The sequence below is a fragment of the Maritimibacter sp. DP1N21-5 genome (genome assembly GCF_019218295.1).
Classification (GTDB): Bacteria; Pseudomonadota; Alphaproteobacteria; order Rhodobacterales; family Rhodobacteraceae; genus Maritimibacter.
The window spans coordinates 295,308-321,433 of sequence record NZ_JAHUZF010000003.1; the positions used below are offsets into that span (position 1 = coordinate 295,308).

Below are 26,126 nucleotides of genomic sequence, written 5' to 3' on the forward strand. Positions count from 1 at the left end.
GCGGCATTCGAAGCCTCGTCGGCGCGCCCGCTTTCGCTCCGAGGCAGGCACTCGGCGGCAGTTCTGGCCGGTCCGTTCGCCACTCGTCGGGCGAAGGTCGTCTAACAATCTTAACCTTTGCGAAAGGCCTCAGAATGGCAAGCGATTGAAAACGCTCACGCTCCAAGGATTCCACGATTCTAGGATTCCGGAATCCTAGAATCGTGGTCGGCCCAAGGCCTCGGCATCCCCATGGCCCAGCGGCCTGAAGGTCATCCCGCTGCCTGACCCGCCTCAGCTCGCCAGCACGTTCCGGAACAGCCAGGGATCGCTCTCGTCGATGTCTTCCTCGAACTGCGTCCAGCGGTTCGCGAGCGGTGTCCAGTCGGTGTAATGCGCCTCGACCGGGCCGAGATAGGGACGTTGCACCTCGAGGCAGCGCACATGGTCCATCTCGTCGGTTTCGACGATCCCCGCTTCGGGGTTCTCGAGCGCCCAGACCATCCCCGCGAGCACCGCCGAGGACACCTGAAGCCCCGTCGCATTTTGGAAGGGTGCCAGCTCCCGTGCCTCTTCGATGCTCAGACGCGAGCCATACCAGAGCGCGTTCTTCTCGTGCCCGTAGAGCAGCACGCCCAGCTCGTCCCTGCCGCCGATGATCTCGTTCTCGTCGAGGATGTGGTGCTTGGTCTGGGTCACGCCGGAGCCGAAACACTCTTCCAAGGACAGCACCGCGTCGTCCGAGGGGCGATAGGCATAGTGGCAGGTCGGGCGATACGCCGGCGCATCAGGCGCCCCCACGGTGTAGTAATCCGAGATCGAGATCGCCTCGTTGTGCGTCACCAGAAACCCGTATTGCGGACCGGGCGTCGGGCACCAGGTATGCACCCGCGTGATCGCGCCGGGCCGCTCGAACCAGATCCCCGCCTGGCACCCCGTGTCATAGCTGTGCGCCGTTTCCGGCAGCCACGTCTCATGCGTGCCCCAGCCCAGTTCCGCGGGCTGGAACCCCTCCGAGATAAAGCCCTCGACCGACCATGTGTTCACGAAGGTGCCCAAGGGCTTGGGCTGCGAGGACTTCTGCGTGTCGCGCTCCGCGATATGCACGCCCTTGACGCCCAGTGACTGCATGAGCCGCGCCCAGTCTTCGCGGCTCGTCGGCATCGGGTCCGATCGCCCGGTGTCGGACACCAGGGTCATCAGCGCCTCTTTCACGAACCACGACACCATGCCGGGGTTGGCCCCGCAGCAGCTCACCGCCGTCGGACCGCCGGGATTGCGGGCCTTTTCGTCGCGCACGGTCTGGCGCAGGGCATAGTTCGTCCGGTCCGCGTTGTCGGGCGTGTCGAAATAGAACCCCTCCCAAGGCTCGACCACGGTGTCGATGTAGAGCACGCCCAGCTCACGGCAGAGCTTCATGATGTCGAGCGACGACGTGTCGACCGACAGGTTCACGCAGAACCCTTTCCCGTCGGGAAACAGGCCTGACAGAAGCGCGCGATAGTTCTCCCGCGTTACCTTTTCCTCGACGTGGCGGATGCCGCGCTGGGTCAAAAACGTATGTGCGTCATGGGACGGTTCGATCACCACGAACTGCTTGGCGTCATAGTCGAAATGGCGTTCGATCAGGGGCAGCGTCCCGCGCCCGATGGAGCCGAAACCGATCATCACGATGGGGCCGTCGATATGGCCGTAGTTCGGATAATTCGTCATGGGGCCTCCTTTGCGATCCGCGCCTCTGGGGCGGGGGGTAGCATGGGCCCGCGCGGGTTGCGAGTCTCGGGGACTACTCCGCAGGTAGCGGACGCGGTCCCTTGGCGACGAGGCTCCGCGCCTCCGGCTGGCCGATCCGGCGTTTCCAGTCGCCTAGCCAGGCGATGGCGATCAGCGCGAGGATGCCCGCCGGGATGTAGAGCCAGGGCACCAGCGGCTGGTCGGGATAGGCTTGCAGCAGCACCTGCCCGGCGAGCGACAGAAGCGCCCCGGCCGAGAAGATCAAGAGCCCCTGCCGCCCCATCACCCGCAGCGGCTCGGCCGCCCAATGGGCGCAGGCGTGGCGCACCAGCGGAAGGGATGCCACCACATAGGCGAGCGCCAGCGCATGGGTCATCCGCAGGACCGGCAGGAAGGTCTTGTCATGGCTCGTGACGTGGAAGGGGAACCCGATGTCGCGCAGGTCCGCCATCCGCGCGTTCATGAACGGCCCAAGCCCGGGCACATAGCGCCAGGCCAGCACGAAGACGAGCCATCCCGCCGCGATCCAGAACAGCGCCCGCGACTTCGGCACGAAGCTGTCGCCCCGCCGGGCGGCCATGCCCGACAGGAGCCCGACGACGAAGATGAACTGCCAGGCGAAAGGATTGAAGAACCAGCCGCCGGGGTTTGGGTAGGCCGGGAAATTGAGCCGGAACAGGCCGGTGACGAACCAGAACGCGAGCGAGACCGCGAAGGTCTGCCACGGCCAGCGCCGCCCCGCCACGATGACCAGCGGCGCCGCCAGAAGCAGCGCGGAATAAGCCGGAAGGATGTTCACATAGCCGATCTGGTGGCCCAGCGTCACGATCCCGATCAGTGCGTCGTCGGTGTTGATGAAGACCTGCCGCAGGTTGTTCTTCATCAGAAGCGACGGCTCGGAGAAGATCTTGGCCCCGATCGCAAAGATCGCGATGCCCGCGATGGTCAGGAAGATATGCGACAGATACAGAACCCAGGCGCGTTTCCACACCGGCGCGATCCCCTGCCAGAGGCTGGTGATCCCATCGGTCAGCCGCCCGGAATAGGCGATCCCCGCCGCGATCCCCGACATGATGAAAAAGCTCTCCGCCGCGTCCGAGAAGCCCCAGTTGCGGATCGTGAGCCAGCTTTCATAGGGGTTGCCCGGCACATGGTCGATGAAGATCATGGCGAGCAGGAGCCCGCGAAAGGCGTCGATCCGCGGATCGCGGGCGCGTTTCGTGTCGATCGTCGGTGTCTCAGGCCGGGACATGATGGCCCTCCGTCAGCCCCGGTTCGGTGCGCGGCGAGATGGCGCGCGACCAGCGGGCGTGAATGCTGCGATAACGCGCGATCACATCGGGCACCTCGGCTTCTTCCGGCACGGCGAAAAGCTTGCCGCGTGCGGGTTGCGACGACCAGGAAATCAGGATCGGCGCCGCCATCATGGGCAGGGTCACGGGCAGGAGCCAGGGCATCAGTCCCGGAGAAAGCTGTGCCGTGACCAGAAGCGCCGTCAGTCCGAGGAGCGCGATCCATCCGGACGCGCGCGCCGCCTGACCGAGGGTCAGCGCCCCTTCGCCCCGGGCGTGGGCCGGCCAGCCGCCATCCTGTCCCGTCGCCACCTGAATGACCGCCCGGGTCTGAAAGGCGAGCATGACCGGCGCGAGGAACGAGCTAAGCAGGATGTCCGTCACGACGGAGACAGCCGAGCGACCGGCGCCGCCAAAGCTGCGGCTGCGCCCGCTCAGGCTCGAGGTGATCCAGATGGCCACCTTCGGCATGATCAGCATCCCGATGATCCCGAGCGCCAGCGCCGTGATCTCGCGCGAGCGGTCGGAGGGGAAAACCGGGAAAAGCTGGTATGGGTCGGGGAAATAATCGGGCTCCGGCGCGAAAGCGGTGCCCGCGATGGTGGTGACGAGGAAGGCGGCCCATAGCACCGAGACGACATAGGCGAAGATGCCCTGAACGAACACATATCGGCTCCACCCGGCAAGCCCCGGCGCCATGAGCAGCCGGATGTGCTGGAGGTTGCCCTGGCACCAGCGCCGGTCGCGCTTGGCATAGGCGAGCACGTTCTCGGGCCCTTCTTCGAAGCTCCCCTCGATCCCGCTGTCGGCCACCACGCGCCAGCCACCGCGCGCCAGAAGTGCGGCCTCGACATAGTCGTGCGACAGGATATGTCCGCCGAATGGGGGCCGTCCGGACAGTTCCGGCAACCCGCAGGACTGGGCGAATGCCGTAACCCGGATGATCGCGTTGTGGCCCCAGTAGGGCCCCGTCGCCCCCTGCATCCGCTCGAGCCCCCGGGTGAAGACCGGGCCGTGGAAGGCGCTCGCGAATTGCATGGCCCGGCCAAACAGGCTCCCGGCCCCGACGATGCGCGGCAGGGTCTGCAAGAGCCCGAGCTTCGGATCAGCCTCCATCCGCGCGACCATCTGGCCCAGTGCAGACCCCGACATGAGACTGTCGGCATCGAGCGTCACGGCGTAGACATAGGCCCCGCCCGATCGCCGGATGAAGTCCTCGACGTTGCCCGCCTTGCGCCCCCGGTTGTCGGTGCGGTTGCGGTAGAAGATGCGCCCGGCGCCCTGCGTTTCCGCGATGAGCATCCGGAAGGCGGCCTGTTCAGCGGCCTGTCCGGCCTCGGACCGCGTGTCCGACAGGATCACGATGTCCATGTCGAGCGCCTCGGAGCGGATGCTCGCATCCATTGCGGCAATGCGCGCGAAGGTTGCCACCGGGTCTTCGTTGCAGATCGGCACGAGCACCACCGTCGCGCCATAGTCGCGCGGCATTGGCAGGACCGCGCGCCGCCCGCGCGGCCAGAGGCCGGTCAGCGCCAGTACCGCCCCCCAGGCAAGCCATCCGGTGGTGACGAGGATCAACCCCACCCGCATCGCATCCCAGATCTGCCAGCCGTCCTGTTGGCCGGCATCCGCGACCATGACCGCCGCGCCGATGGCGGCGAAGGCCGTGAAGGCCAGAGCCACGGCGCGAACCCGGACCGTGCGTCGATCCGGGGGAAGGTGCGTTCGGGTTGTCACGGTAAAGCGGCCTCAGGTGCGCTGTCGGGGCAGAAGCACCCGCAGGAGCGTCGCAATGTCGAAGCGCACGCCGGTGGTTTCGAGCACCTGACGCGGCATGTCGATCGGCGCCTCGGGCGGGGCCCAGCGCGCGGGGTCGTCGGACAACGCCAAGGGCGACGTATCGAATTTCGTCATGTCGTTCATTCGCTCACCCATTGGTAAAGCCACGTTTCACTAAGAGACCGCCCATAACCGGACAGCGCCGCCTGAAGTTCCATCGACCCCTGCGCGCCCGGCACGGCCTCGATCACCAGACGCCACAGGTCGGTGCCCGAGACCGGCGACAGGATCGCCTGCGTGAGTTCACCCCGAAGCACGGTCACTTTCGGCTCAATGTCCGCATCGGAGGGAAGTTCCCCGAGCGTGCCACCTTTGAAGTCGATCACGAATTTGATCGCGTCCGAGGCGTCTTCGACCCCGGCAACGCCGCCTTTTCCGACACGGGTGCGCAGGATTTGGGCACGTTCGCCATTGCGATCGCCCTCAGGCGCGAGGCCCCAGTGCAGCCGATAGGAAAACTCCAAGGCATCGCCCGCACGCGCCTGATTGCCGGGCACCCAATAGGCCACGATATTGTCGTTGCCTTCGAGGTCCGAGGGAATTTCGAGCAGCCGCACCGACCCTGCGCCCCAGTCGCCAAGCGGTTCGACGATCAGCGACGGACGGCGTTCGTAATGGGCCTGCGCGTCAAGGAACTGGTCGAAGTCACGCTCGCGCTGCACGAGACCGAAAGATAGCGGGTCCTGCGCCGAGAGGTAGGAATTGCCAAGCCGCGACGGGTTCACCAGCGGCCGCACATAGGTTTCGCCGCCGCGTGTGTTCAGGATCAGGTGATCGCTGTCATGCACCGCAGGTCGGAAGTCCTGGAACGCGCCGGGATCGGCCCCACCGAAAAGGAACATCGACGTCAAGGGCGCCACGCCAAGCTGCTGCACGTCGCGGCGCATGAAGAGGCGCGCGGTCACATCGACCTTGGTCGTCTCGCCGGGGCGCAGCACGAAGCGATAGGCGCCGGTCACGCTTTCGGACCGCAGCGCGGCATAGAGCGTCACGGTCTCTGCACCGGGGGTGGGTTTCTCGATCCAGAACTCGGTGAAGCGCGGAAACTCCTCGCCGTCCGACATGCCGGTATTGACTGCGAGCCCCCGTGCCGACAACCCGTAGAGCGTGTCGCGCCCGAGCACCCGGAAATAGCTCGCCCCAAGGAAGGCGGCCAACTCGTCGAAGTGGTCGGCGCGGTTGATCGGCGTCATCAGCCGGAACCCGGCAACCCCGGCCATCTCGAAGTTCTCGGGCACCGTAGCCTTCACGTCGGAATAGTCGAAGTCCGCAGTCGAGAAGGGCATCGGCACCGCTTCGCCGTTCTCGATCAGGTAAAGGTGCACCGGCTCGTTGAAGAGCCAGCCCAGATGGAAGGCATTGAGGTGGAAAGGCGCGTTTTCGTCATCGGACCAGCGGTTGCGGGCGCGGTTGAAGCGGACGCGCTGGTAGTCGTCGTAGTCGAGCTCGGTCAGGAACCCGTCGATCTGCTCGCGCGGCTCCGGATTGCCCGAGGCGGCGGTGGCCATGCGCTCGGTCAGCCAGTCGAAGGAAAAGGGCGTCGTGGGGGCGCTGACTTCGGTTTCGGGCGCGGCGGTCACGGCCACGTCCTCGGTGGTCGCACTGGCATCTTGGGCCCAGGCGCGCTCCGCCCAGCCAAGCGGAAGCGCCGCGGCAGAGGTCATCAGGCCGGTCAGCACCTCGCGGCGGGTGGTGCGTCTTTGAATACCGCGAATCGGCTTGGCCAAATGAAACTCCACAACTTGCTGGTTTAGCGTAAGAAATTCTTATGCCGCAGTGCGGAAATCAAGATGGGATTATTGGCCGTGGCGCTGCTTTGCCGAGGAAACGGTCGCGCATAGGCGACCTTTTGCCGCAAAATATGGCAACTGCAGATCATCAGCGATTTTGCCCTGCGCCTGTTGCATGACAGCCTTGCAATCGGCGCGGATCAGCGCGCGACGATCCGCTCGGGCGGGACCCCTGACATCGCTTGCAGGAGCGCGTTGGTGTTGGTCACGGCGAATTTCTTCTGAAGCTTTGCGCGGTGCACCTCGACCGTGCGCGGGCTGATCTCGAGCTCCCGCGCGATTTCCTTCGAGGTCATACCCTCGGCCAGAAGGTTCACCACTTCGCGTTCGCGCGGGGTGAGCGGCTGATAGGGGCGATGGCCCGACAGGTCGGCGAAACTCCAGACCGCACGGCCCAGGGGATCGTTCTCGGGGGTGAGCGAATGGCCCCGCGTGCGGCACCAGAAGAGTGTGCCGTCCTTGCGCATCATCACCCGCTCGTCCCAGTAGGTGTTCGTCGCCCGAAGATCCTCGACCCCACGGTCGCGGATCTTCACGAACTCGTCCTTGGATGGATAGAGCACCTCGAAAAGCGCGTCGGTCAACTCCCCCGGCGCATAGCCGAACATCCGCTCGAATTCCGGGTTGCAGCCACGGATGACCCGCGCCTCCGTGATCACCAGACCGACCGGGGAAAACTCATAGGCGAGGGCGGCGAAGTCCTTCGCCGCATAGGCCGCGTCTATACGTATTTTCCCCAACTTGTTCATTTCCTTCGGTTTGGCGAGCCTTGGCGCACAGTACATCACGCCCGTGCCGGGTCAATCTGCGCGGGTGGACGGATGCCTTAGGGAGGATAACATGAAACTCATGAAACGCGCGCTCGCCGCGCTGACGGTCGCTGCCGGTCTCGCCGCGCCTGCGCTCGCGCAGGATGGTGAACCGATCAAGATCGCGCTCATTCACGGCATGTCGGGGAGCCCCCTCGAAGCCTTTTCCAAGCAGACCCACACCGGGTTCGAGATGGGTCTGGAATACGCCACCGACGGGACCATGGCCGTGAACGGCCGACCGATCGAAATCATCTACAAGGATACCCAGTTCAAGCCCGACGTGGCGCGCGCGGTGCTGGCCGAAGCCTATGCCGACGACGACGTCCTGCTCGCAGTAGGCGCCACTTCGTCGGGCGTGACCACCGGGATGCTGCCGATCGCAGAGGAATATGAGAAGATCCTGCTCGTCGAGCCCGCCGTGGCCGACAGCCTGACCGGGCCGGAATCGAACCGCTACGTCTTCAAGACCTCGCGCAACTCCTCGATGGACATGCAGGCGCAGGCCCTTGCGCTCAAGCCCGATGAAAACCTCTTCGTGGCCACGCTGGCCGAGGACTACGCTTTTGGCCGTGACGGGATCGCGGCGTTCAAATCGGCGCTCGAAGGCACCGGCGCGACGGTCGTGACCGAGGAATACGTGGCGCAGGGCACCGCTGACTACACCGCCGTGGGCGAACGGCTGTTCAACGCGCTCAAGGACAAGGAAGGCCGCAAAGTCATCCTGATCTATGTTGCAGGCTCCGGCGACGCGCCCGGCAAGCTGCAGGCGATGGACCCCTCCCGCTTCGGGATCGAACTGTCCTTCGGTGGCAACATCCTTCCGGCCATGGTGGGCTACAAAGCCTATCCCGGCATGGAAGGCGCAGTCTACTACTACTACGAAGGCTTCGACAACCCGATCAACGACTGGCTCGTGGAAGAGCACATGTCGCGCTTCGACGGCCCGCCGGACTTCTTCACGGCAGGCGGCATGGCGGCGGCGCTCGCGGTCGTGAAGGCGCTGGAAACCTCGCCCTCGCTCGAGACCGAGGATCTCATCGCCACCATGGAAGGCATGTCCTGGGATACGCCGAAGGGTGAAATGACCTTCCGTCCCGAAGATCACCAGGCGCTGCAATCCATGCTGCACTTCAAGATCAAGGTCGATGACGCCGTCGAGTGGGCGATCCCCGAGAAAGTCGAGATCATCACCCCCGACATGATGAACATTCCGATCGGCCGCGAAAACTGATCGGAACCGGGCCTCGGGCGGTGGCCATCCTGCCGCCCGAGGTTGCCCAAGAAGGCGACGATATCCCATGCAGACCCCATCCCTTTCCACCTGGAACCTCACGATCCGGTTCGGTGGCCATACCGCCGTGAACGCTGTCTCCTGCGACTTCCGGCCCGGTGAACTGACCGTCATCGTGGGCCCCAACGGCGCCGGCAAGACGACCTACTTCAACATGATCTCCGGGCAGCTGGCTCCCTCGGCGGGTCAGGTCCTCAAGGGCGGCGAAGACATCACGCGGCTGTCGCCTTCGGCCCGCGCGAAGAAGGGTGTCGGACGGGCGTTCCAACTGACCAACCTTTTCCCGCGCCTCTCGGTGATCGAGAACATCCGCCTTGCCGTTCAGGCGCAGTCAGGCGACGGGCGGCGGTTTTTCCAGCGGGTCGAAAGCCTGTCGTCGCTCACCGACAAGGCCCAGCATTACCTGCGCGCCACGAACCTCGAACCCAAGGCCGAGATGATGGCCGCGCTCCTGCCTCACGGCGATCAGCGCAAGCTCGAGGTGGCGCTTCTCATGGCGATGGAGCCTGACATCTACATGTTCGACGAACCCACGGCGGGGATGAGCCTCGATCATGCGCCGGACGTGCTGAACCTCATCGCCGAAATCAAGAAAGACACCACCAAGACCGTCCTTCTGGTCGAGCACAAGATGGACGTCGTGCGCCGTCTGGCCGACCGGATCATCGTGCTGCACAACGGCGAGCTTATCGCCGACGGCGACCCCGGCGAGGTCATGTCGAGCCAGATCGTCAAGGATGTTTACCTTGGGAACGCGGGGGAACTGGCATGAACCTTCTGTCCGTCCAGAACATCGACGTCTCCATCGGCCAGTATTCGGTGCTCCACGGCGTCACCTTCGACGTGCCCGAGGGCGGCGTCTTCGTCCTTCTCGGCCGCAACGGGGCCGGCAAGACCACCACCCTGCGGTCGATCATGGGGCTCTGGAAGCCTCAGTCCGGCCGCGTGATGTTCCGGGGCGAAGATATCGCCGGGCTTCACGCGAGCGACATCGCGAAGAAGGGCATCGCCTTCGTGCCGGAAAACATGGGCATCTTCGGCGGGCTGACCGTGGCCGAGAACATGGTGCTGGCCACAGCCAAGGGCAAATTCGACCAGACCCGGCTCAAGCGGATCTACACGCTTTTCCCGGCGCTCGAGCAATTCTGGGACAAGCAGGCTTGGAGCCTCTCGGGCGGGCAGAAACAGATGCTCGCTGTCGCCCGCGCCATCATCGAGCCGCGCGACCTGATCCTCATCGACGAGCCGACCAAGGGCCTCGCGCCCTCGATCATCGCGGCGATGGGCGAGGCGTTCCGGGAAATCTCGGCCCAGACGACGATCCTTCTCGTGGAACAGAATTTCGCCTTCGCCAAGTCGCTTGGACGCGACATGGCGGTGATCGAGGACGGCAAGGTCGTCCACAGTGGCACCATGGCCGACTTCGTCGCGGATCAGGTACTTCAGGACCGGCTTCTGAGCCTGTCGGCGGAGGGGGCGTGATGACCATGCAGCACGTCGCACCGACGGATCAGACCTTAATTTCCAACGGGGAGGCCGCCTGATGGGCAAACTCGACCGCTTCGGGGGCGTGTTCCTGCTCCCCCTCGTCATCGCCGCGCTTGCCTTCGTGCTGATCGGCGCGCCCTCGTCCTGGCTCACGCTGACCATTGCGGGTCTGTCGATGGGGATGATGATCTTCCTCATGGCCTCGGGCCTGTCGCTGGTCTTCGGCCTGATGGACGTGCTCAATTTCGGCCATTCCGCCTTTGTGAGCTTCGGAGCCTTCATCGCGGCCTCGGTGCTGGCTTATTTCGGGGGCTGGCTCACCTCGGACAGCATCGCGCTCAACATCCTCGCCTTTACGCTGGCGCTCGCCGCCGCGATCACCTTCGGGGCGCTTGCCGGCTGGTTCTTCGAGCGCGTGATCGTCAAGCCGGTCTACAAGGACCACCTGCGCCAGATCCTTATCACCATGGGGGCGCTCATCGTGGCCGAGCAACTGATCCTCGCCACCTGGGGCGGATCGCCGATCAACGTGCCGCGTCCGCATTTCCTCGAAGGCACGATGATCATCGGACAGTCCTCGCTCGAGATCTATCGCCTGTTCGCTTTCCTGCTCGGCGCGGTGGTCTATGCCGCGCTTTTCTTCCTGCTCAATCGCACGCGCATGGGGCTTCTGATCCGGGCGGGCGTGGAGAACCGGGAAATGGTCGAGGCGCTGGGGTTTCGCATCGACCGGATCTTCATCGTCGTCTTCATGCTGGGCTCGGCGCTCGCTGCCTTGGGCGGTGCGATGTGGGCCGGATACGAGACGATCATCACCCCCGCGCTCGGCGCGCAGATGATGGTCATCGTCTTCATCGTCGTGATCATCGGCGGGCTTGGGTCAATCCAAGGCACGCTACTGGGGGCGATCATCGTGGCGCTCATGCAGAACTACGTGGGCTTCCTCGCGCCGAAACTGGCGCTGGCCTCCAACATGCTCCTGATGATGGCCATCCTGCTCTGGCGGCCCTCCGGCCTCGCGCCGGCCGTGAAGTGAGGTGACACCATGAACCGCAAGACCATCGTCAAGCTCATCGCGCTCACCATCTGGGGCCTGCTTCTCTTCGCGCCCTTCCTGTTCCAGGACGTGCGCCAGATCGAGGTCGCCGCGCGCATCTGCGTCTTCATCGTGCTGGTCGCCTCCTACGACCTGCTCATCGGCTACACCGGCATCGTCAGCTTTGCCCATGTCATGTTCTTCGGCTTCGGTGCCTATGGTGTCGCCATCGCCATGAAGGAACTTGGCGCGGGCTGGGGGCCCTGGGTGCTTGGGCTCGGGGCGGGGGTGCTCGTCGCCGCCGTGATCGCGGTCCTGATCGGGCTCCTGTCGCTTCGTGTGAAGGCCATCTTCTTCGCCATGATCACGCTCGCCGCCGCTTCGGTCGCGCTGGTGCTGGCGAGCCAGTTGTCGGGCTTCACCGGGGGCGAGGACGGGATGACCTACTCCGTGCAGTCCGTGTTCAAGCCTGCGACCAAGATCCTCTCCGACGCCGACGGCAAGGTGATGCAAATCGCGGGCGTGCGCATGAACGGCAAGCTCCTGCTCTATTATTTCGTTTTCGCGATCTCGGCGGGTCTCTTCTGGGCCATGCTGCGCATCGTGGGCTCGCCACTCGGGACGGTCCTGAAAGCCATCCGTGAAAACGAGGCGCGGGCGGAGGGCATCGGTTACCGGGTCGTCGCATACCGCACCTCGGTGTTTCTCATCACCGCCGTGACCGCCGCCATCGCGGGCGGGGTCTACGCCACCTGGCTCAAGTATACCGGGCCGGAAACCACGCTCTCCTTCGCGATAATGATCGACATTCTCCTGATGGTCGTGATCGGCGGCATGGGCACCATGTGGGGCGCGGTGATCGGGGCGACGTTGATGGTCATGGCGCAATACTACCTGCGCGACCTGATGGAGGTGGCTTCGGGCGCGACGGCGAACCTGCCGCTCCTGCCCGAGCTTCTGAGCCCCGACCGCTGGCTTCTCTGGCTGGGCCTCGCCTTTATCCTGCTCGTTTATTTCTTCCCGGCCGGCATCGCGGGCACGATCATCGAAGGGCGCCGCAAATGAGCCGTTCGCGTTTTCTGCCGCTGCTCGGCCACGAACTTCACGTCACCGAATGGGGCGACCCGGGCGCGCCGCCGGTCATCTGCTGGCACGGGCTCGCCCGGACCGGGCGGGACTTCGACGAGCTTGCCGCGCGGTTGGCCGACACCCATTTCGTCCTTTGCCCCGACACGATCGGGCGGGGGATGTCGTCGTGGTCGGAGGCGCCGGAAGACGACTACCGCCTGCCGCATTACGCCGACATCGCCCGCGCCATGATGGACCTCTACGGGATGCGCCAGGTGCGCTGGATCGGAACCTCCATGGGCGGTCAGATCGGTATGACCGTGGCGAGCCAGACGCCGGACCGGATCGCGTCGCTGGTCATCAACGACATCGGCCCGGAGGTCCCGACGCCTGCGATGGACCGGATCGTCACCTATTCCTCCGAGCTTCCGACCTTCGACACCGTGAATGAGGCAGAACGCTGGCTGCGCGAGGTCTATGTGCCCTTCGGTCCTGCGGACGACTCCTTCTGGTCGCGCATGGCGGAAACGAGCGTGCGCCGCCGCGACGACGGAAAGCTCACCATCCACTACGACCCGCGCCTCATCGCGGTGCTCGAATCGAATCGCGGCATGATGGACCTGTGGCCAGCCTGGGAGGAGATCACGGCCCCGACGCTGGTCATCCGGGGTGCCGACAGCGATCTTCTGACCGAGGGGATCGCCGCGCGCATGTCCGCAACCGGACCCGCGCCGCGCGTCCTCGTGATGGAGGGCTACGGTCATGCGCCGAACCTGTCGACCGGGGCGGACTGGGATGGTCTGGCGCCGGTTCTTCGTGACTACGGCTTTCTGACCTGACGTCACGGAAGCGATACATTCCTTTGCCATAAAGCGCCAAAACGACTTTGGCAGGTTCGATTATGACAATTCTCCCCCCGCTGCGCCTGGCCGGTGCGACGGCCCTGGTGGGCGGCGAACTGACACGACGCCCCCTCGCACTCGCCGGGGGAAGGATGGCGGCCGACATCGACGGTCTGCCCGAAGTCGATCTGACCGGGTTCATGATTCTGCCGGGCATCGTCGACATTCATTCCACCTCGCTGCCCCGGCACCTTTGCCCGCGCCCCGGCGCCCGTTTGCCGCTCGACCTCGCTCTCTCTGCGATGGACGCCGAAGCGGTCGCGCATGGCGTGACGACCCAGTGGATCGCACAGGGTTGGAGCTGGGCCGGCGGGCGGCTGGGTCCGGATCAGGCCGAGGCGATGGCCGATGCCCTCGAGCGCTACGACGGGCGGGCCAACCTGCGCCTTCAGATCCTTGCCGAGACCCATCTGGCGGACTGCCGCGAACGGCTCCTTCGTCTCATCGAAGGGCACGGCGTGGACAGCGTGATCTTCGCCAACGCACTCCCCGATGCCATCGTCGCCGCGGCTCGCGCTTCCCACAAGCTCACCGCCTGGGCCGAGGCCGAGGACATCGCCATCGAGGACTACATCGAGCGGCTCCGTGCCGCCAAGGACCGCGAGGCCGAGGTGCCCCGCCGTCTGCTCGCCCTCGCCAAGGCCTTCGACAAGCTGGGCGTGACCTATGGCAGCTATGACGACGCCGACGGGGAGACCCGCGAACAGTTCCGCATGATGGGGGCGCGGCTCGCGCTTTGTCCGGTGCGCGCGGGGGCGGCGCGGGTGGCGCGGGCGAACGGCGATCCCATCGTGCTCGACGCCTCCGAACTCACGCGCGGCGGCATCCGGCCCGGTGCGGTTTCGGCGCAGGCGCTTCTGTCCAAGGGGCTCTGCGATGCACTTGCCTCCCGCGACCACCCCGCGAGCCTTGCCGCCGCGGCCTTCGCTCTGATCGACAGCGGCCAGCGCAGTCTTTCGGACGCCTGGGCGATGATCTCCGACACCCCGGCGCGGATCATGGGCGTCTTTGACCGAGGCGACCTGAGCCATGGCCAACGTGCTGATCTGGTGGTGATCGACCCCGTAACCCGCCGGATCGAGGCGACGCTCGTCGCGGGGCGCATCGCGCATCTCACGGGGGGCGCGGCGCTCCGGTTCCTGGACGCGGCTCCCCGGTTCGCCCTCGCCGCCGAGTAGGTGGCGACACTCTTGCCTCTTCGGCCAGAGACATGCGAGCCTTCGCACATGGACGTGATCACAGAGGATCAGCTTGCCGACCTCGTCCGCCGCGCGGCGCGGGGGCGGGCGCGGTACCTCGTCGCCATCGCCGGGGCGCCGGGGTCCGGGAAATCGACGCTGGCAGAACGACTGGCTCAAGGCACGCCGAGGGCGCAGGCGATCCCGATGGACGGGTTCCACCACGACAACGACTGGCTCAACGCCCGTAACCTCTATCCACGCAAGGGCGCGCCGGAGACCTTTGACGCCGAGACTTTCGTCGGTTTCGTCCATCGCCTCGCCCATGGCGAGGTGACCCATTTCCCGACCTTTGACCGGGCCGCCGATGCCACCTTGCCCACAGGCGGTACGCTGGCACCCGATACGCATGTTTACCTGATCGAAGGGAACTACCTGCTGCTCGACGAAGCGCCATGGTCAGACTGTCATCCCCTGTTCGATCTGGCCGTGGTGCTCGACGTGCCTGAAGACGAGCTCGAGCGCCGGCTCGTCGCGCGCTGGCGGGCGCATGGTCACGCCGAGGAGGACGCGGTCCATCGGGCCCATGCCAACGATCTGCCCAATGGGCGGATCGTGCGGGAGCGGTCGATCCGGGCGGCCTTTCGCTTGTCTCAAATCGTCACGTAGCTCTGCTCCACCACCGCTTCCATCGCGATATAGGTCGAGGACGAGGACACATGCGGCAGCGATGAAATCTCTTCGCCCAGCACTCGGCGATAATCCGCAATGTCACGGGACCGGACCTTGAGCAGATAGTCGAAGCCGCCCGCGATCATGTAACATTCCTCGATCTCGGGCACCCGGCGCACCGCTTCGTTGAACTCGGTCAGTGCCTTCTGGCGGGTGTCCAGAAGCCGTACTTCGACATAGGCGACATGGGGCAGGCCGAGTTTCTCGGGGTCCAGAATGGCGCGGTATCCGACGATCACGCCGCGCTCCTCCAAGGCCTTCACCCGCGCGGCGACCGGGGTCTTGGACAGGCCCACGCGTCGCGCCAGATCCACGATGGACAGCCGGGCATTCTCCGTCAGGGCCGACAGGATTTTCCTGTCGATGGCGTCGAGGTCGTCCATTTCGTCTATTCCTTCGCAGAAGTTCGGGTGAAAAGACTATACCTTGGTCGATTATGGTCCGAAAGCCTCTCCCGAATTTGGTAGCGTTCCGCAACATCACCGGAGAATTCGATGCGCGACATGACCCAGACCTTCCCCGCCGAAAAGTTTCGTGACGAAGCCGAGCTTGTCGCGGCCCTGTTGGCCGAGGCGAATTTGTCCTCCGACACCCGCAAGGCCATGTCGCAGGACGCAGCGGCGCTTGTGCGGCGGATCCGGTCGTCGGCCCGGCCTGGGCTCATGGAGCAGTTCCTGTCGGAATACGGTCTCTCGACGGACGAAGGAGTGGCGCTCATGTGCCTCGCGGAGGCTCTTCTCAGGGTGCCCGATGCCGAGACGATCGACGAACTCATCGAGGACAAGATCGCGCCCTCGGACTGGGGCAAGCACATCGGTCACGCGTCGTCTCCGCTGGTCAATGCCTCGACCTGGGCGCTGATGCTGACCGGGCGGGTGCTCGACGAAGGCCAGAGCGGCGTCGCGGGGACGCTGCGCGGGTTGGTCCGGCGGCTGGGCGAGCCGGTCATTCGGGTCGCGGTCGGACAGGCGATGCGCGAGATGGGGCGGCAGTTCGTGCTGGGCGAGACGATCAGGGGCGCTTTGGACCGGGCCGAGAAGCGCGAGGCGCAGGGGTTTACTTATTCCTACGACATGCTGGGCGAAGCCGCGATGACCTACGGCGACGCGGCGCGCTATGAAGCGGCCTATGCCAAGGCGATCGAGGCCATCGGGGCAAGGGCCACGAAGGGAAGTGTCGCGGCCAATCCGGGTATTTCGGTCAAACTCTCGGCGCTGCATCCGCGCTACGAAGTGGCGCAGGAGGCGCGCGTGATGGCCGAGCTCGTTCCGGTGCTCGCCCGATTGGCGCGGCAGGCGGCGGGAGTCAACATCGGCCTCAACATAGATGCCGAGGAACAGGACCGGCTGACCTTGTCGCTCAAGGTGATCGAAGCGGTGCTCGAAGATCAGACGCTCGCCGGCTGGGACGGGTTCGGCGTGGTGGTGCAGGCCTATGGCAAGCGGTCAGGGGCGGTGATCGACTGGCTTCACGCGACCGCCGAGCGGCTCGACCGGCGCTTCATGGTCCGGCTCGTCAAGGGCGCCTATTGGGACACGGAAATGAAGCGCGCGCAGGTCATGGGGCATCCCGACTTCCCGCTCTTCACCACGAAGCCGGCAACGGACGTGAGCTATATCGCCAACGCGAAGAAGCTCCTTGGCTATTCCGACCGGCTCTATCCGCAGTTCGCCACGCACAATGCCCATACGGTGGCCGCGATCCGGGCCATGGCGGGGGATGCGGACTTCGAGTTCCAGCGCCTGCACGGGATGGGTGAGCGGCTGCATGACATCGTGGTCGAGGAAGGCGGGCGCTGTCGGATCTATGCGCCGGTGGGGGCGCATCGTGACCTTCTGGCCTATCTCGTGCGGCGGCTCCTCGAAAACGGCGCGAACAGCAGCTTCGTGCACCAGATCGTGGACGAGGACGTGACCCCGGAGGAAATCGCGGCGGATCCTTTCGAAACCGTCGCCAAGGCGCGGGCGGCGGTCACCCACCCGGCGGGGATCTTCGGGCCGGAGCGGGTCAATGCGGCGGGCTTCGACCTGACCAACGAAGCGACGCTCGCGCAGATCTTCGCATCGCGCGAGGTGCCGATCCCCGACGCCGAGCCGTTGACGGCGGGGGCATCCTCCGGGGCGTCACGAGACGTGGTCGACCCGGCGACCGGCAAGGTCGTGGCACAGGTGATCGAGGCAGACCGGGACTGCGCGATGGCTGCTCTGGATGCGGCAAGGGCCTGGGATGCGGGTCATGAGACGCGGTCGCAGGTGCTTCTCAAGGCGGCCGATCTTTACGAGGCGCATTTCGGGGAGTTCTTCGCGGTCCTCGCAAAGGAAGCTGGCAAGACACTGGCCGATGCGGTAGGCGAGTTGCGCGAGGCGGTGGATTTCCTGCGCTACTACGCCGGGCGGCCAGAGCCGGCGGGCGAACCGCTGGGCGTGGTCGCGGCGATATCGCCCTGGAACTTCCCGCTCGCCATCTTCACCGGGCAGGTGGCCGCCGCGCTGGTGACGGGCAATGCGGTCATCGCTAAACCTGCCGAACAGACGCCGCTTGTCGCCGCCATGGCGGTCCGGCTTCTGCACGAGGCGGGCGTACCCCGGGCGACTTTGCAGCTCTTGCCCGGCGATGGGCGCGTGGGGGCGATGCTGACCTCGGACGCGCGAGTGGATGGGGTGGTCTTCACCGGTTCCACCGAGACTGCCAAGCGGATCGAAAAGGCGATGGCCGACCACCTCGCCCCCGGCGCGCCGCTGATCGCCGAAACCGGGGGGCTCAACGCGATGGTCGTCGACTCCACGGCGCTTCCGGAACAGGCGGTGCGCGACATCGTGGCCTCGGCCTTCCAGTCGGCGGGCCAGCGGTGTTCGGCGCTGCGCTGCCTTTACGTGCAGGAAGACGTGGCCGAGACGGTGCTCGAGATGCTGAAAGGCGCAATGGACACGCTGGTCTTGGGGAACCCCTGGGAACTTGCGACCGACGTGGGTCCGGTGATCGACGCCGAGGCCTGGGACGGTATCGCGGATTACGTGGCGGCACATGAGGATCAGGTGATCCACCGCGCCGATGCGCCCGGTCAGGGGCATTTCATCGGGCCGGTGATGCTGCGCGTCTCGGGGATCGAGGCGCTGGAGCGCGAGGTTTTTGGCCCGGTGCTCCATGTCGCGACCTTTGCCGCCGGGGAGCTCCTTGCCGTGATCGAGGCGATCAACGCGCGGGGCTTCGGGTTGACCTTCGGGCTTCACACGCGGATCGACAGCCGCGTCGAAGAGGTGACCGGCGCGATCCATGTGGGCAACGCCTATGTGAACCGAAACCAGATCGGCGCAATCGTGGGAAGCCAGCCCTTCGGTGGCGAAGGGCTGTCTGGCACCGGGCCAAAGGCGGGCGGGCCGAATTACCTGGCCCGGTTCCGGCGCGTGGCGGTCGGGGAGGTCTCGGCAGAGCGCGGCGTGAAAATGGGGCGCACGGCCTTGGACCGGGCGCTGGCGGGGGCCGTGGAGCGGGTCCTCGCACAGGTCGAACTACCCGGCCCGACGGGAGAGTTGAACCGGCTGACAACCCTTATGCGCCCCCCGCTCCTGTGCCTCGGGCCGGGCGCCGAAGCGGCGGCGGAACAGGCGGCGGCGGTCGAGGCGCTGGGCGGCGTCGCGGTTGAGATGCCGGGTGGCTGCGCGCTCGAGGTCCTGACGGCGGCCCAGGGGTTTTCGGGCGTGTTGTGGTGGGGCGACGCCACGCGCGGGCGCCGGATCGCCCAGGCACTCGCAAAACGTGAGGGGCCGATCCTGCCGCTGGTGACGGGTCTGCCAGACCTTGCCCATGTGGCACACGAGCGGCACCTCTGCGTGGACACCACGGCGGCGGGCGGGAACGCCGACCTTCTCGCCGCGCAGGGCGTGTGACCCGGTCTGGTCCGCGCCTAGAACACGACGCTGCGACACTTGCGTCTCGGCCACGCCATCGTGGAACCGTTTCACGCCGTCTTTCGTTCTATCGGGAACCCGTAATGGAGCCCCATGGATGCTGATGGCCAAGGACAGACCGGTGTTGACCGCCACACATGCGATCGTGAACGCCAATTCCGGGCGTGAGGAAGGTGTGTCGATCCGTGACACGCTCGCCGACTGCGTCGGAGCGGCGGGTGGGACGCTGACCATGCACGAGGTGCGCCGAGGCGACGATCTTCCGGGCGTCGCGCGCCGGGCCCTCGATGCCGGTGCGACCACGGTGGTTGCGGCGGGGGGCGACGGGACGCTCTGCGGCGTCGCCCAGACGATGGCAGGATCGGGCGTAGCGATGGGTGTCATTCCACTGGGAACCTTCAACTATTTCGCCCGCGCGGTGGGTATCCCCGAAGACAGCGCAGCGGCGATCCGCGCGATCTGCAACGGTCGTCTGGTGTCCACCCCCGTCGGCAGGATCAACGACCGGGTGTTCCTCAACAACACCTCGATCGGGGTCTATTCCGCGATCCTGAAGCAGCGCGAGGACACGTATCGCCGCTTCGGGCGCTCGCGCCTAGCCGCCTATTGGAGCGTCGTCAGGGCGCTGATCAGGTTCTATGACCCGATGACCATGAAGATCGACGTCGACGGCGAACGCATCTCGGTGAAGTCGCCGCTCGCCTTCGTCGGAAACTCCTCGTTCCAGCTTGAAAGGTTCGGGCTCGCCGGGGCGGATGCGGTGCGCAGTGGCAAGCTCGCGCTCTACCTCGCCGATGATGTCGGGCGCATGGGGCTGGTCAAGCACGCGGCACGGCTGGCGGTCGGTGCGATGCAGGAGGGGCGCGATTTTCGGCTGGTGACCGGGACGGAGATCGAGATCGACCCCGGCAAACACAAGCGGCTCGTCGTGCGCGACGGCGAAAAGGAACCCATGCGCGGGCCCTATCGGATCCGTCTGGTGCCCGGGGCACTAGATCTGGTCGTGCCCGAGGAAGAGGACAGGGAGGCCTTGGCGTGAAGCGGATCGTCCACCTCTCGGACCTTCACTTCGGCCGCACCCGGCCCGAATTGCTTCAGCCCCTTGTTGCGGCGGTCACGGAGGTGGCCCCCGACCTCGTCGTCGTGTCGGGCGACCTGACCCAGAGGGCGCGGACGCGGGAGTTTCGGGCGGCGCGGCATTTCCTCGACAGTCTGGGCGCGCGCTGGCTCGCCGTTCCGGGCAACCACGACATGCCGCTTTTCCAGCCGGTGACACGATTTCTGCAACCCTTTCGCAAGTACCGCGAGATGATCTCCTACGATCTGGAGCCTTGCCACGAAAACGGGCTGTTCATGGTTGCGGGGATCAACACCGCCGACCGCTTTGCGCATCAGCGCGGCGTGGCGCGCGGGGCGAGCATCCGACGCACCTGCCAGCGCTTTGGCGAGGGGTCGGACGACCGTTTCCACATCCTCGTCGCGCATCATCCCTTCGAACAGGACCCTTCGGCCGACAAGGCACCGATGAAGGGACGCGAGGCAGCCTTGGCGCGGCTCAAGGACTGCGGCGCGGACGTGGTTCTTTCGGGGCATCTGCACACCTGGCACACGGGTGCCTTCCTGACACGCCCCGGCGACCCGGCTGGGCCCATTCAGGTCCATGCAGGCACCAGCCTGTCCACGCGTCTGCGCGGCGAGGTCAACGATTTCGCGCTGCTCGACATGGAACCCGGTCGGCTGACTGTGACCCGGATGGCGGTCGAGCACGACGGGGTGCATTTCGCGGAACGGGCGCGGGCGGTTTTCCGGCGCGAAGGGCAGGGACTGGTGGCGGTGCCGGGCGAGGGCGTGGTGCCGAAGCGGCCCGGTTCAGAAGGTGACGGTGACGCCGGGAAGGTTCAGCGCCTTCACAAGATCCCTTAGCTCCTGGCGCGCCGCGACGTTGGAGATGTTCATCTGACCGACGACGCCCACATCCCTGAGGTCGAGGAGCGTGAGACCACGTGGGAAAAGCTCGCGAAAGATGACCCGCTCATTGAATCCGGGCGCCACGCGAAAGCCGATCCGTCGGGCAAGGTTGTCCAGGGCGGCGGCCATCTTTTCCTTGTTGATCATCGCCTGCGCCCCCAGACGGTTGCGCACCACGACCCAGTCGATGGGCTTCAGCCCGGCCTGGGCACGCAACTGGCGCGCGTTCCAGACCATTTCGGAATAGACCGAGGGACCCAGCACTTTGTCGGTGTCGGGCGAGACATGGGCGAGGAGGTCGAAATCGACGAAGCTGTCGTTGAGTGGTGTGACCAGCGTATCGGCGAGCGTATGCGCCACCTGTGACAGCCGCGTGTGCGAGCCGGGGCAGTCGATGACGATGAAATCCACCTGCGGATCAAGCTCGGCGACGGCCTGCGACAGGCGACGGTCATAGGGGTTCTCACCGGGCGCAAGGGACTGAGCGTCGAGCGTGGGCAACTCGTGATAGGAGGGGGTCGGAAGCTCCACGCCTTCACGCTCGCAGGTCGCGCGGCGGTTCGTCATGAAGCGGCCGAAGGTGCGTTGCCGAAGGTCGAGATCGAGCACGCCCACGCGGTGCCCGAGCCGTGCGAGCGCGGTGGCCACATGCATGGACACGGTGGATTTGCCGGCCCCACCCTTTTCGTTGCCGACGACGATGATATGCGCCATGCGCCGATACCCTACTTGCCCGAAGTCGCGCGTTGGCCGCGCTTTGGGGCACTATATGGTGTGAGGCCGGAAATGGGAAGCGACCAGTGGTATGCGGCTGTCGGTTCGGAGCGCGGCGTTCGTCACCCGAACATCGCGATCGCCATGCCGGAAGGTGCCGGTCGGAGCGATTTGGTATCTGCCGGTGCTGCCCTCTGAAAACGGATTGTTTCCAGTCCCAAAGTATTGAATCGTGGCGGAATCGAGGCGAGAGTTCGACAGGCTTTGCGGAATTTCTGCTTATCTGTCGGTGTCTTGCCGGATCTGATTGGTGCTGCGCTCGGGGGAGACCACATGAAGTTGACGCTGAACGAACGGCCCGGCACCGGTCTGACCGTCACGTCGGATCTGTTCGGCGGCAATCTCCTCTACACCATGAACGACCTGTCCGGCGACAGTTCCTATACCCGTGCTACCCAGCAGGTCGGGCAGCATGGTGCCCGCTGGCCCGGGGGCACGATGACCGAGGTCTGGGGGCAGGCCTTCTATGATGACCCCAACACGCTCGCCGCCCATGTGAGCGGGGCCGGGACCTTTGTCGGGCTCGATGCCTTTCTCGACTGGTCCCGGGCCAATGGACAACCGGCGACCATCGTCCTGCCGACCCGTCACATGATCGTGGAAACCGAGACGGGCGCGCGGGTCGTCGATGCTGCGGCCATCGCACAGGCGGCGGAGTTCGTGGCCCAGATGATCCGGCAGAACCCGGAGGTGGAGATCGCCGCCTTCGAGTTGGGCAATGAATACTGGAACGACGCGGTGGGGTTCACCTCGGCCGAATATGGCGCGGTCGCGAACGCATTGTCGGTGGCGATCCAGACCGCGCTGGACGGCGTGCTCGGGGTTGGAGCCCGTCAGCCCGAGATCCTCGTGCAGATGGGGGACCAGTGGGGGCGGGACTTCCGGGACGGGGGCGCGTTTCACGATGCCGGTCTCGACTGGCAAGGCAAGATCGGGGCCGCGAATGACGCGATCCTGTCGCAGCTCACTGCCCGCGCGATGTCGGCTATCGACGGGGTGACGGAGCACTACTACTACAACGAACCCGACAACCGTCTGACACTCGGCGATACGCCCCTGTGGCAGGCGGACCGGTACTTCAAGGAGATCAACTGGGATCACCAGCAGTGGCAGGCGGCTTTCGCCGCAGCCGGGGCGGCACCCTTGTCGCTTCACATCACGGAATGGAGCCCGGACCAGAACTTTGCCCACCAATGGGGGCTCTACGGCGCAGGGATCGTGCTGGAGATGTTCGAGGGGCTCTTGAAGATGGGGGCCGACAGTGCGTTCTACTGGCCCATCGAATACACAGGTCGTGTCGATCTGGCCGGCAACGCGGGTGGCGATGATGGGGCTTTCACCGACATGTTGAGCTCGCTGGGCGAGGTGTTTCGGCTGATGGCGAAACACACCGTGGGGCTCGAACTTCTCAACAACGGGTTTTCGGCGGCGGATGCGGCCGAAGATGCGGTCGAGGTGAACGCTTATGGCTCGGACGACCGTTTCGTTGTCTTCCTGTCCTCGCGCCACACCGGTGCGCAATCGGTGCAGCTCGACGTCTCGGCCTATGTCGATGGCTTCGACCTTGTTCAAGGCGAGCGGGTGACGCTGGCCGAAGACGGCGCCCATTGGAACGAGGCGCGCCGTTTCGGAATCGCGGAGGACATCTCGACCAACATCATGGGGCAGGGCACGCTGATCGACGTGGAGCTTGCGCCCTATGAAGTCGTGATGGTGGAGTTCTACCTGACCGCGACAGCACCCGTCGCGGACCCCGATATGGACAGTGACCCTGGTCGTTATATGCGGGGCTGGAACAGGGCCGATCGGCTGACCGGCGGCGATCGCGACGACACTATCGTAGGTCGGGGTGGCAACGACCGGCTGGTCGGTGGTGACGGACAGGACCGGCTCTATGGCAACACGGGTCGCGACGCGCTTTACGGGCAGGACGGCAACGACCGGATCTGGGGCCATTCCGGCCATGACCGGATTACGGGCGGAACCGGGGACGACCGGATCTGGGGTGGTCTGCACAACGACCGGATCTGGGGTCAGGGCGGTAACGACGTTCTGAAGGGCGAGCACGGGCATGACCATCTCGACGGCGGCACGGGACATGACCGCATCTTCGGGGGCAGTGGCAACGACCGGATCTGGGGCGGATCGGGGAACGACGTGCTTCACGGGGACAGCGGGCATGACCGGATCTGGGGCGGCGCAGGCGACGACAGCATCGCGGGCGGGAGTGGCAACGACCGGATCGCGCCCGGGTCCGGCAACGACGTGATCTGGGGCGGATGGGGGCGCGACACCTTTTCCCTGCGGGACGGCGCGGACGAGATCGTGGATTTCCAGAACGACCATGACCGCATCAACCTCGCCGGGATAGGACTGTCCTACGACGATCTGGTCGTGACGAAGGTGGTCGACATGTTCACACGGGGCGCGCCGCGCGACGGGGTGGTGGTCGACTACGGCGAAGGTGTGGTGTTCCTGACCGAGGCCGAGCTCTGGCAGATCGACGAGCGGGACTTCATCTTCTAGCCAGTGGGCAGAACAAAGAAAAACGCCGCCCCGAAGGACGGCGTTTCCTGTCGTTGGGACGCTTGGCTCAGAAGCCGAGGCCCGCGTATTTGTTCTTGAACTTCGACACGCGGCCGCCGGTGTCCAGAAGGCGGGACGAACCGCCGGTCCAGGCCGGGTGAACGGTGGGGTCGATGTCGAGCGACAGCGTGTCGCCTTCTTTGCCCCAGGTCGATTTCATCTGGACCACGGTGCCATCGGTCATCTTGACGTCGATGATGTGGTAGTCGGGATGGGTATCCGATTTCATGGTGTCTCTCCCGAGCCTTATGCGTCGAGCGCTTTGTAGTTGGTGTCTTCCGCGATACGGGCCGATTTGCCGCGACGCGAACGCAGGTAGTAGAGCTTGGCGCGACGGACACGGCCGCGGCGGACAACCTCGATCGAGTCGATGTTGGTCGAGAAGAGCGGGAAAATACGCTCCACACCTTCACCGAAGGAAATCTTGCGAACGGTGAACGAACCGGCGATGCCCTTGCCGTTCTTGCGGCTGATGACGACGCCTTCGTAGTTCTGCACGCGGGTGCGCGTGCCTTCGGTCACCTTGTAGCCGACGCGGACGGTGTCGCCGGCCTTGAAGTCGGGGATTTCTTTCCCCAGCGAAGCGATCTGTTCCGCTTCGAGTTGTGCGATCAGGTCCATGGGACCACTCCTATGTTTGCTCACGGTTGACCCGCGAAGTTTGCTGCGCCTCAGAGCTCCGGGCTTCGATCGGATCCGCCGCATCCCATTCGGGGGCGCCCGCCGGAGGTTCAGGTCACTGTTCCTTGCCGCTTTCGCGTGCCGCTTTCTGCCGACGGTCCCGCCGAAGACGCGGGCGACATGACAAAGAAAAACGGTCCGGCAGCCGATTCCGGCTCCGGACGGGCGGGGTATAGCCTCGGATGGCCTGTCACGCAAGGCTTTCGCGGGCGGTGCCGTCAGTCCCTGCGCTTGGTCGCCGCCTGATGCGCGGCCCAGAGATCGGGGCGACGCTCGCGGGTGATGCGTTCGGACTGTTCGCGCCGCCAGATCTCGACCGCTCCGTGGTTGCCGGAGGTCAGCACTTCGGGGATCGTGCGTCCGCGCCAGTCGGCGGGGCGGGTGTACTGGGGATGTTCCAGAAGCCCGTGAGAATGGCTTTCCTCCTCGGTCGAGGCGGCATTGCCCAGAACGCCCGGCAGGAGCCTGACCGTGGCGTCGATCATCGCCTGCGCGGCAAGCTCGCCCCCGGTCATGACGAAATCGCCAAGGCTTACCTCGAGGATCTCGTATTCCTCGAGCACGCGCTCGTCGACGCCCTCGAAGCGGCCGCAGAGCATGGTGACCCCGTCGGCGCGGGCGAAGTCGCGGGCCATCGCCTGATCGAAGCGCCGGCCACGTGGCGAGAGGTAGATGACCGGCCAGCGCCCGCGCGACGCGGGCACGCCTTCGAGCGCCCGGTCCAGTGCCTTGGCCACCACATCGGCGCGCAGCACCATCCCTGCACCCCCACCCGCCGGCGTGTCGTCCACATTGCGGTGTTTGCCCTCGCCAAAGTCGCGCAGGTTGATCGTTTCCAGATGCCAACGGCCCTCTTCCAGCGCGCGCCCGGTCAGGCTTTCGCCCAGCACGCCGGGGAAAGCGTCGGGAAAGAGCGTGACGATGCGCGCTGTCCAGGCGCCCGCGAGCGGCGCGGGGTCGTCCATCAGGGACCTCGGCGTCAACGTCGGGCGGATCTGGAGCCTGCCGTGGCTCTTGGGTTTCGGGGTCTCGGTCATGGCCGGGGCATAGCGCGACCCGATTGGCTTG

Annotated in this window: 23 protein-coding genes; 12 read left to right on the forward strand and 11 right to left on the reverse strand. The window is 65.6% G+C overall.

Annotation, left to right across the window (positions count from 1 at the left end; all coding sequences use genetic code 11):
* Window positions 1–273: 273 nt before the first annotated feature.
* The 6 genes from KJP29_RS03170 to KJP29_RS03195 form a co-directional block, all read right to left on the reverse strand.
* Window positions 274–1,692 (reverse strand): homospermidine synthase, encoded by a 1,419-nt coding sequence (locus KJP29_RS03170; RefSeq protein WP_218462108.1) that lies wholly within the window; start codon window positions 1,690–1,692, stop codon window positions 274–276.
* Between the two features lie 73 nt (window positions 1,693–1,765).
* Window positions 1,766–2,965 (reverse strand): OpgC family protein, encoded by a 1,200-nt coding sequence (locus tag KJP29_RS03175; protein WP_218462109.1) that lies wholly within the window; start codon window positions 2,963–2,965, stop codon window positions 1,766–1,768.
* Window positions 2,952–4,742, reverse strand: a complete 1,791-nt coding sequence (gene mdoH, locus KJP29_RS03180) for a glucans biosynthesis glucosyltransferase MdoH (protein WP_218462110.1) — start codon at window positions 4,740–4,742, stop codon at window positions 2,952–2,954. The genes KJP29_RS03175 and mdoH overlap by 14 nt, the downstream gene beginning before the upstream one ends.
* 12 nt (window positions 4,743–4,754) lie before the next feature.
* Window positions 4,755–4,928, reverse strand: coding sequence for a hypothetical protein (locus KJP29_RS03185; protein WP_218462111.1), 174 nt, complete (start codon window positions 4,926–4,928; stop codon window positions 4,755–4,757).
* Window positions 4,925–6,571 carry a glucan biosynthesis protein gene (locus KJP29_RS03190; RefSeq protein ID WP_218462112.1) on the reverse strand — a complete coding sequence of 549 codons (1,647 nt, stop codon included), beginning with the start codon at window positions 6,569–6,571 and terminating at the stop codon, window positions 4,925–4,927. The genes KJP29_RS03185 and KJP29_RS03190 overlap by 4 nt, the downstream gene beginning before the upstream one ends.
* A gap of 203 nt (window positions 6,572–6,774) precedes the next feature.
* Window positions 6,775–7,383, reverse strand: a complete 609-nt coding sequence (locus KJP29_RS03195; protein WP_218462113.1) for a LuxR C-terminal-related transcriptional regulator — start codon at window positions 7,381–7,383, stop codon at window positions 6,775–6,777.
* 100 nt (window positions 7,384–7,483) lie between these two features.
* Here KJP29_RS03195 and KJP29_RS03200 point away from each other — a divergent pair, with 100 nt between their 5' ends.
* From KJP29_RS03200 to KJP29_RS03235, 8 genes are all read left to right on the forward strand, one after another.
* Window positions 7,484–8,677: a substrate-binding domain-containing protein gene (locus KJP29_RS03200; RefSeq protein ID WP_218462360.1), complete on the forward strand. Its 1,194-nt coding sequence runs from the start codon at window positions 7,484–7,486 to the stop codon at window positions 8,675–8,677.
* Window positions 8,678–8,744: 67 nt separating this feature from the next.
* Entirely contained in the window at window positions 8,745–9,509 is a 765-nt protein-coding gene (locus KJP29_RS03205) for an ABC transporter ATP-binding protein (RefSeq protein ID WP_218462114.1), read from the forward strand.
* A complete protein-coding gene (locus tag KJP29_RS03210) occupies window positions 9,506–10,219 on the forward strand; it encodes an ABC transporter ATP-binding protein (protein ID WP_218462115.1) in 714 nt (237 codons plus the stop codon). Before KJP29_RS03205 ends, KJP29_RS03210 begins: the two co-directional genes overlap by 4 nt.
* 61 nt (window positions 10,220–10,280) lie before the next feature.
* Window positions 10,281–11,261: a branched-chain amino acid ABC transporter permease gene (locus KJP29_RS03215; RefSeq protein ID WP_218462116.1), complete on the forward strand. Its 981-nt coding sequence runs from the start codon at window positions 10,281–10,283 to the stop codon at window positions 11,259–11,261.
* A 9-nt stretch (window positions 11,262–11,270) separates the two neighbouring features.
* Window positions 11,271–12,326: a branched-chain amino acid ABC transporter permease gene (locus tag KJP29_RS03220; protein WP_218462118.1), complete on the forward strand. Its 1,056-nt coding sequence runs from the start codon at window positions 11,271–11,273 to the stop codon at window positions 12,324–12,326.
* Window positions 12,323–13,168 carry an alpha/beta fold hydrolase gene (locus KJP29_RS03225; protein ID WP_218462120.1) on the forward strand — a complete coding sequence of 282 codons (846 nt, stop codon included), beginning with the start codon at window positions 12,323–12,325 and terminating at the stop codon, window positions 13,166–13,168. The genes KJP29_RS03220 and KJP29_RS03225 overlap by 4 nt, the downstream gene beginning before the upstream one ends.
* A 62-nt stretch (window positions 13,169–13,230) precedes the next feature.
* A complete protein-coding gene (locus tag KJP29_RS03230; protein ID WP_218462121.1) occupies window positions 13,231–14,409 on the forward strand; it encodes an alpha-D-ribose 1-methylphosphonate 5-triphosphate diphosphatase in 1,179 nt (392 codons plus the stop codon).
* 48 nt (window positions 14,410–14,457) lie between these two features.
* The gene (locus KJP29_RS03235) at window positions 14,458–15,078 is read left to right on the forward strand and encodes an AAA family ATPase (protein ID WP_218462122.1); all 621 of its coding nucleotides are present in this window, start codon (window positions 14,458–14,460) and stop codon (window positions 15,076–15,078) included.
* Here the strand turns inward: KJP29_RS03235 and KJP29_RS03240 are convergent.
* Window positions 15,063–15,524, reverse strand: a complete 462-nt coding sequence (locus tag KJP29_RS03240; RefSeq protein WP_218462123.1) for an Lrp/AsnC family transcriptional regulator — start codon at window positions 15,522–15,524, stop codon at window positions 15,063–15,065. The genes KJP29_RS03235 and KJP29_RS03240 overlap by 16 nt on opposite strands.
* Window positions 15,525–15,635: 111 nt before the next feature.
* Between KJP29_RS03240 and putA the strand changes: the two genes are divergently transcribed.
* The 3 genes from putA to KJP29_RS03255 all read left to right on the forward strand — a co-directional run bounded on the left by putA (window position 15,636) and on the right by KJP29_RS03255 (window position 20,972).
* Complete coding sequence (gene putA, locus KJP29_RS03245) at window positions 15,636–19,028, forward strand: bifunctional proline dehydrogenase/L-glutamate gamma-semialdehyde dehydrogenase PutA (protein WP_218462124.1); 3,393 nt, start codon at window positions 15,636–15,638, stop codon at window positions 19,026–19,028.
* Window positions 19,029–19,152: 124 nt separating this feature from the next.
* Window positions 19,153–20,088, forward strand: coding sequence for a diacylglycerol kinase family protein (locus KJP29_RS03250; protein WP_218462125.1), 936 nt, complete (start codon window positions 19,153–19,155; stop codon window positions 20,086–20,088).
* Window positions 20,085–20,972 (forward strand): metallophosphoesterase, encoded by an 888-nt coding sequence (locus KJP29_RS03255; protein ID WP_218462126.1) that lies wholly within the window; start codon window positions 20,085–20,087, stop codon window positions 20,970–20,972. Before KJP29_RS03250 ends, KJP29_RS03255 begins: the two co-directional genes overlap by 4 nt.
* Here the strand turns inward: KJP29_RS03255 and KJP29_RS03260 are convergent.
* Window positions 20,919–21,731 (reverse strand): division plane positioning ATPase MipZ, encoded by an 813-nt coding sequence (locus KJP29_RS03260; protein WP_218462127.1) that lies wholly within the window; start codon window positions 21,729–21,731, stop codon window positions 20,919–20,921. The two genes, KJP29_RS03255 and KJP29_RS03260, sit on opposite strands and share 54 nt — an antisense overlap.
* Window positions 21,732–22,064: 333 nt before the next feature.
* Between KJP29_RS03260 and KJP29_RS03265 the strand changes: the two genes are divergently transcribed.
* The gene (locus KJP29_RS03265) at window positions 22,065–24,317 is read left to right on the forward strand and encodes a calcium-binding protein (RefSeq protein ID WP_218462128.1); all 2,253 of its coding nucleotides are present in this window, start codon (window positions 22,065–22,067) and stop codon (window positions 24,315–24,317) included.
* Window positions 24,318–24,384: 67 nt separating this feature from the next.
* Here KJP29_RS03265 and rpmE read toward each other — a convergent pair whose 3' ends face one another.
* The 3 genes from rpmE to trmD all read right to left on the reverse strand — a co-directional run bounded on the left by rpmE (window position 24,385) and on the right by trmD (window position 26,095).
* Window positions 24,385–24,606, reverse strand: coding sequence for a 50S ribosomal protein L31 (gene rpmE, locus KJP29_RS03270; protein WP_218462129.1), 222 nt, complete (start codon window positions 24,604–24,606; stop codon window positions 24,385–24,387).
* A 17-nt stretch (window positions 24,607–24,623) separates the two neighbouring features.
* Window positions 24,624–24,998 carry a 50S ribosomal protein L19 gene (gene rplS, locus KJP29_RS03275; RefSeq protein WP_218462130.1) on the reverse strand — a complete coding sequence of 125 codons (375 nt, stop codon included), beginning with the start codon at window positions 24,996–24,998 and terminating at the stop codon, window positions 24,624–24,626.
* A 278-nt stretch (window positions 24,999–25,276) separates the two neighbouring features.
* Window positions 25,277–26,095, reverse strand: a complete 819-nt coding sequence (trmD, locus tag KJP29_RS03280) for a tRNA (guanosine(37)-N1)-methyltransferase TrmD (protein ID WP_218462131.1) — start codon at window positions 26,093–26,095, stop codon at window positions 25,277–25,279.
* Window positions 26,096–26,126 lie beyond the last annotated feature (31 nt).

What these genes read in the sequence shown, in the direction of transcription:
- KJP29_RS03170 (WP_218462108.1), bottom strand. Translation starts at nt 1,692, where the DNA reads ATGACGAATTATCCGAACTACGGCCATATCGACGGCCCCATCGTGATG.
- KJP29_RS03175 (WP_218462109.1), bottom strand. Translation starts at nt 2,965, where the DNA reads ATGTCCCGGCCTGAGACACCGACGATCGACACGAAACGCGCCCGCGAT.
- KJP29_RS03185 (WP_218462111.1), bottom strand. Translation starts at nt 4,928, where the DNA reads ATGAACGACATGACGAAATTCGATACGTCGCCCTTGGCGTTGTCCGAC.
- KJP29_RS03195 (WP_218462113.1), bottom strand. Translation starts at nt 7,383, where the DNA reads ATGAACAAGTTGGGGAAAATACGTATAGACGCGGCCTATGCGGCGAAG.
- KJP29_RS03200 (WP_218462360.1), top strand. Translation starts at nt 7,484, where the DNA reads ATGAAACGCGCGCTCGCCGCGCTGACGGTCGCTGCCGGTCTCGCCGCG.
- KJP29_RS03205 (WP_218462114.1), top strand. Translation starts at nt 8,745, where the DNA reads ATGCAGACCCCATCCCTTTCCACCTGGAACCTCACGATCCGGTTCGGT.
- KJP29_RS03210 (WP_218462115.1), top strand. Translation starts at nt 9,506, where the DNA reads ATGAACCTTCTGTCCGTCCAGAACATCGACGTCTCCATCGGCCAGTAT.
- KJP29_RS03215 (WP_218462116.1), top strand. Translation starts at nt 10,281, where the DNA reads ATGGGCAAACTCGACCGCTTCGGGGGCGTGTTCCTGCTCCCCCTCGTC.
- KJP29_RS03220 (WP_218462118.1), top strand. Translation starts at nt 11,271, where the DNA reads ATGAACCGCAAGACCATCGTCAAGCTCATCGCGCTCACCATCTGGGGC.
- KJP29_RS03225 (WP_218462120.1), top strand. Translation starts at nt 12,323, where the DNA reads ATGAGCCGTTCGCGTTTTCTGCCGCTGCTCGGCCACGAACTTCACGTC.
- KJP29_RS03230 (WP_218462121.1), top strand. Translation starts at nt 13,231, where the DNA reads ATGACAATTCTCCCCCCGCTGCGCCTGGCCGGTGCGACGGCCCTGGTG.
- KJP29_RS03235 (WP_218462122.1), top strand. Translation starts at nt 14,458, where the DNA reads ATGGACGTGATCACAGAGGATCAGCTTGCCGACCTCGTCCGCCGCGCG.
- KJP29_RS03240 (WP_218462123.1), bottom strand. Translation starts at nt 15,524, where the DNA reads ATGGACGACCTCGACGCCATCGACAGGAAAATCCTGTCGGCCCTGACG.
- putA (WP_218462124.1), top strand. Translation starts at nt 15,636, where the DNA reads ATGCGCGACATGACCCAGACCTTCCCCGCCGAAAAGTTTCGTGACGAA.
- KJP29_RS03250 (WP_218462125.1), top strand. Translation starts at nt 19,153, where the DNA reads ATGGCCAAGGACAGACCGGTGTTGACCGCCACACATGCGATCGTGAAC.
- KJP29_RS03260 (WP_218462127.1), bottom strand. Translation starts at nt 21,731, where the DNA reads ATGGCGCATATCATCGTCGTCGGCAACGAAAAGGGTGGGGCCGGCAAA.
- KJP29_RS03265 (WP_218462128.1), top strand. Translation starts at nt 22,065, where the DNA reads ATGAAGTTGACGCTGAACGAACGGCCCGGCACCGGTCTGACCGTCACG.
- rpmE (WP_218462129.1), bottom strand. Translation starts at nt 24,606, where the DNA reads ATGAAATCGGATACCCATCCCGACTACCACATCATCGACGTCAAGATG.
- rplS (WP_218462130.1), bottom strand. Translation starts at nt 24,998, where the DNA reads ATGGACCTGATCGCACAACTCGAAGCGGAACAGATCGCTTCGCTGGGG.
- trmD (WP_218462131.1), bottom strand. Translation starts at nt 26,095, where the DNA reads ATGACCGAGACCCCGAAACCCAAGAGCCACGGCAGGCTCCAGATCCGC.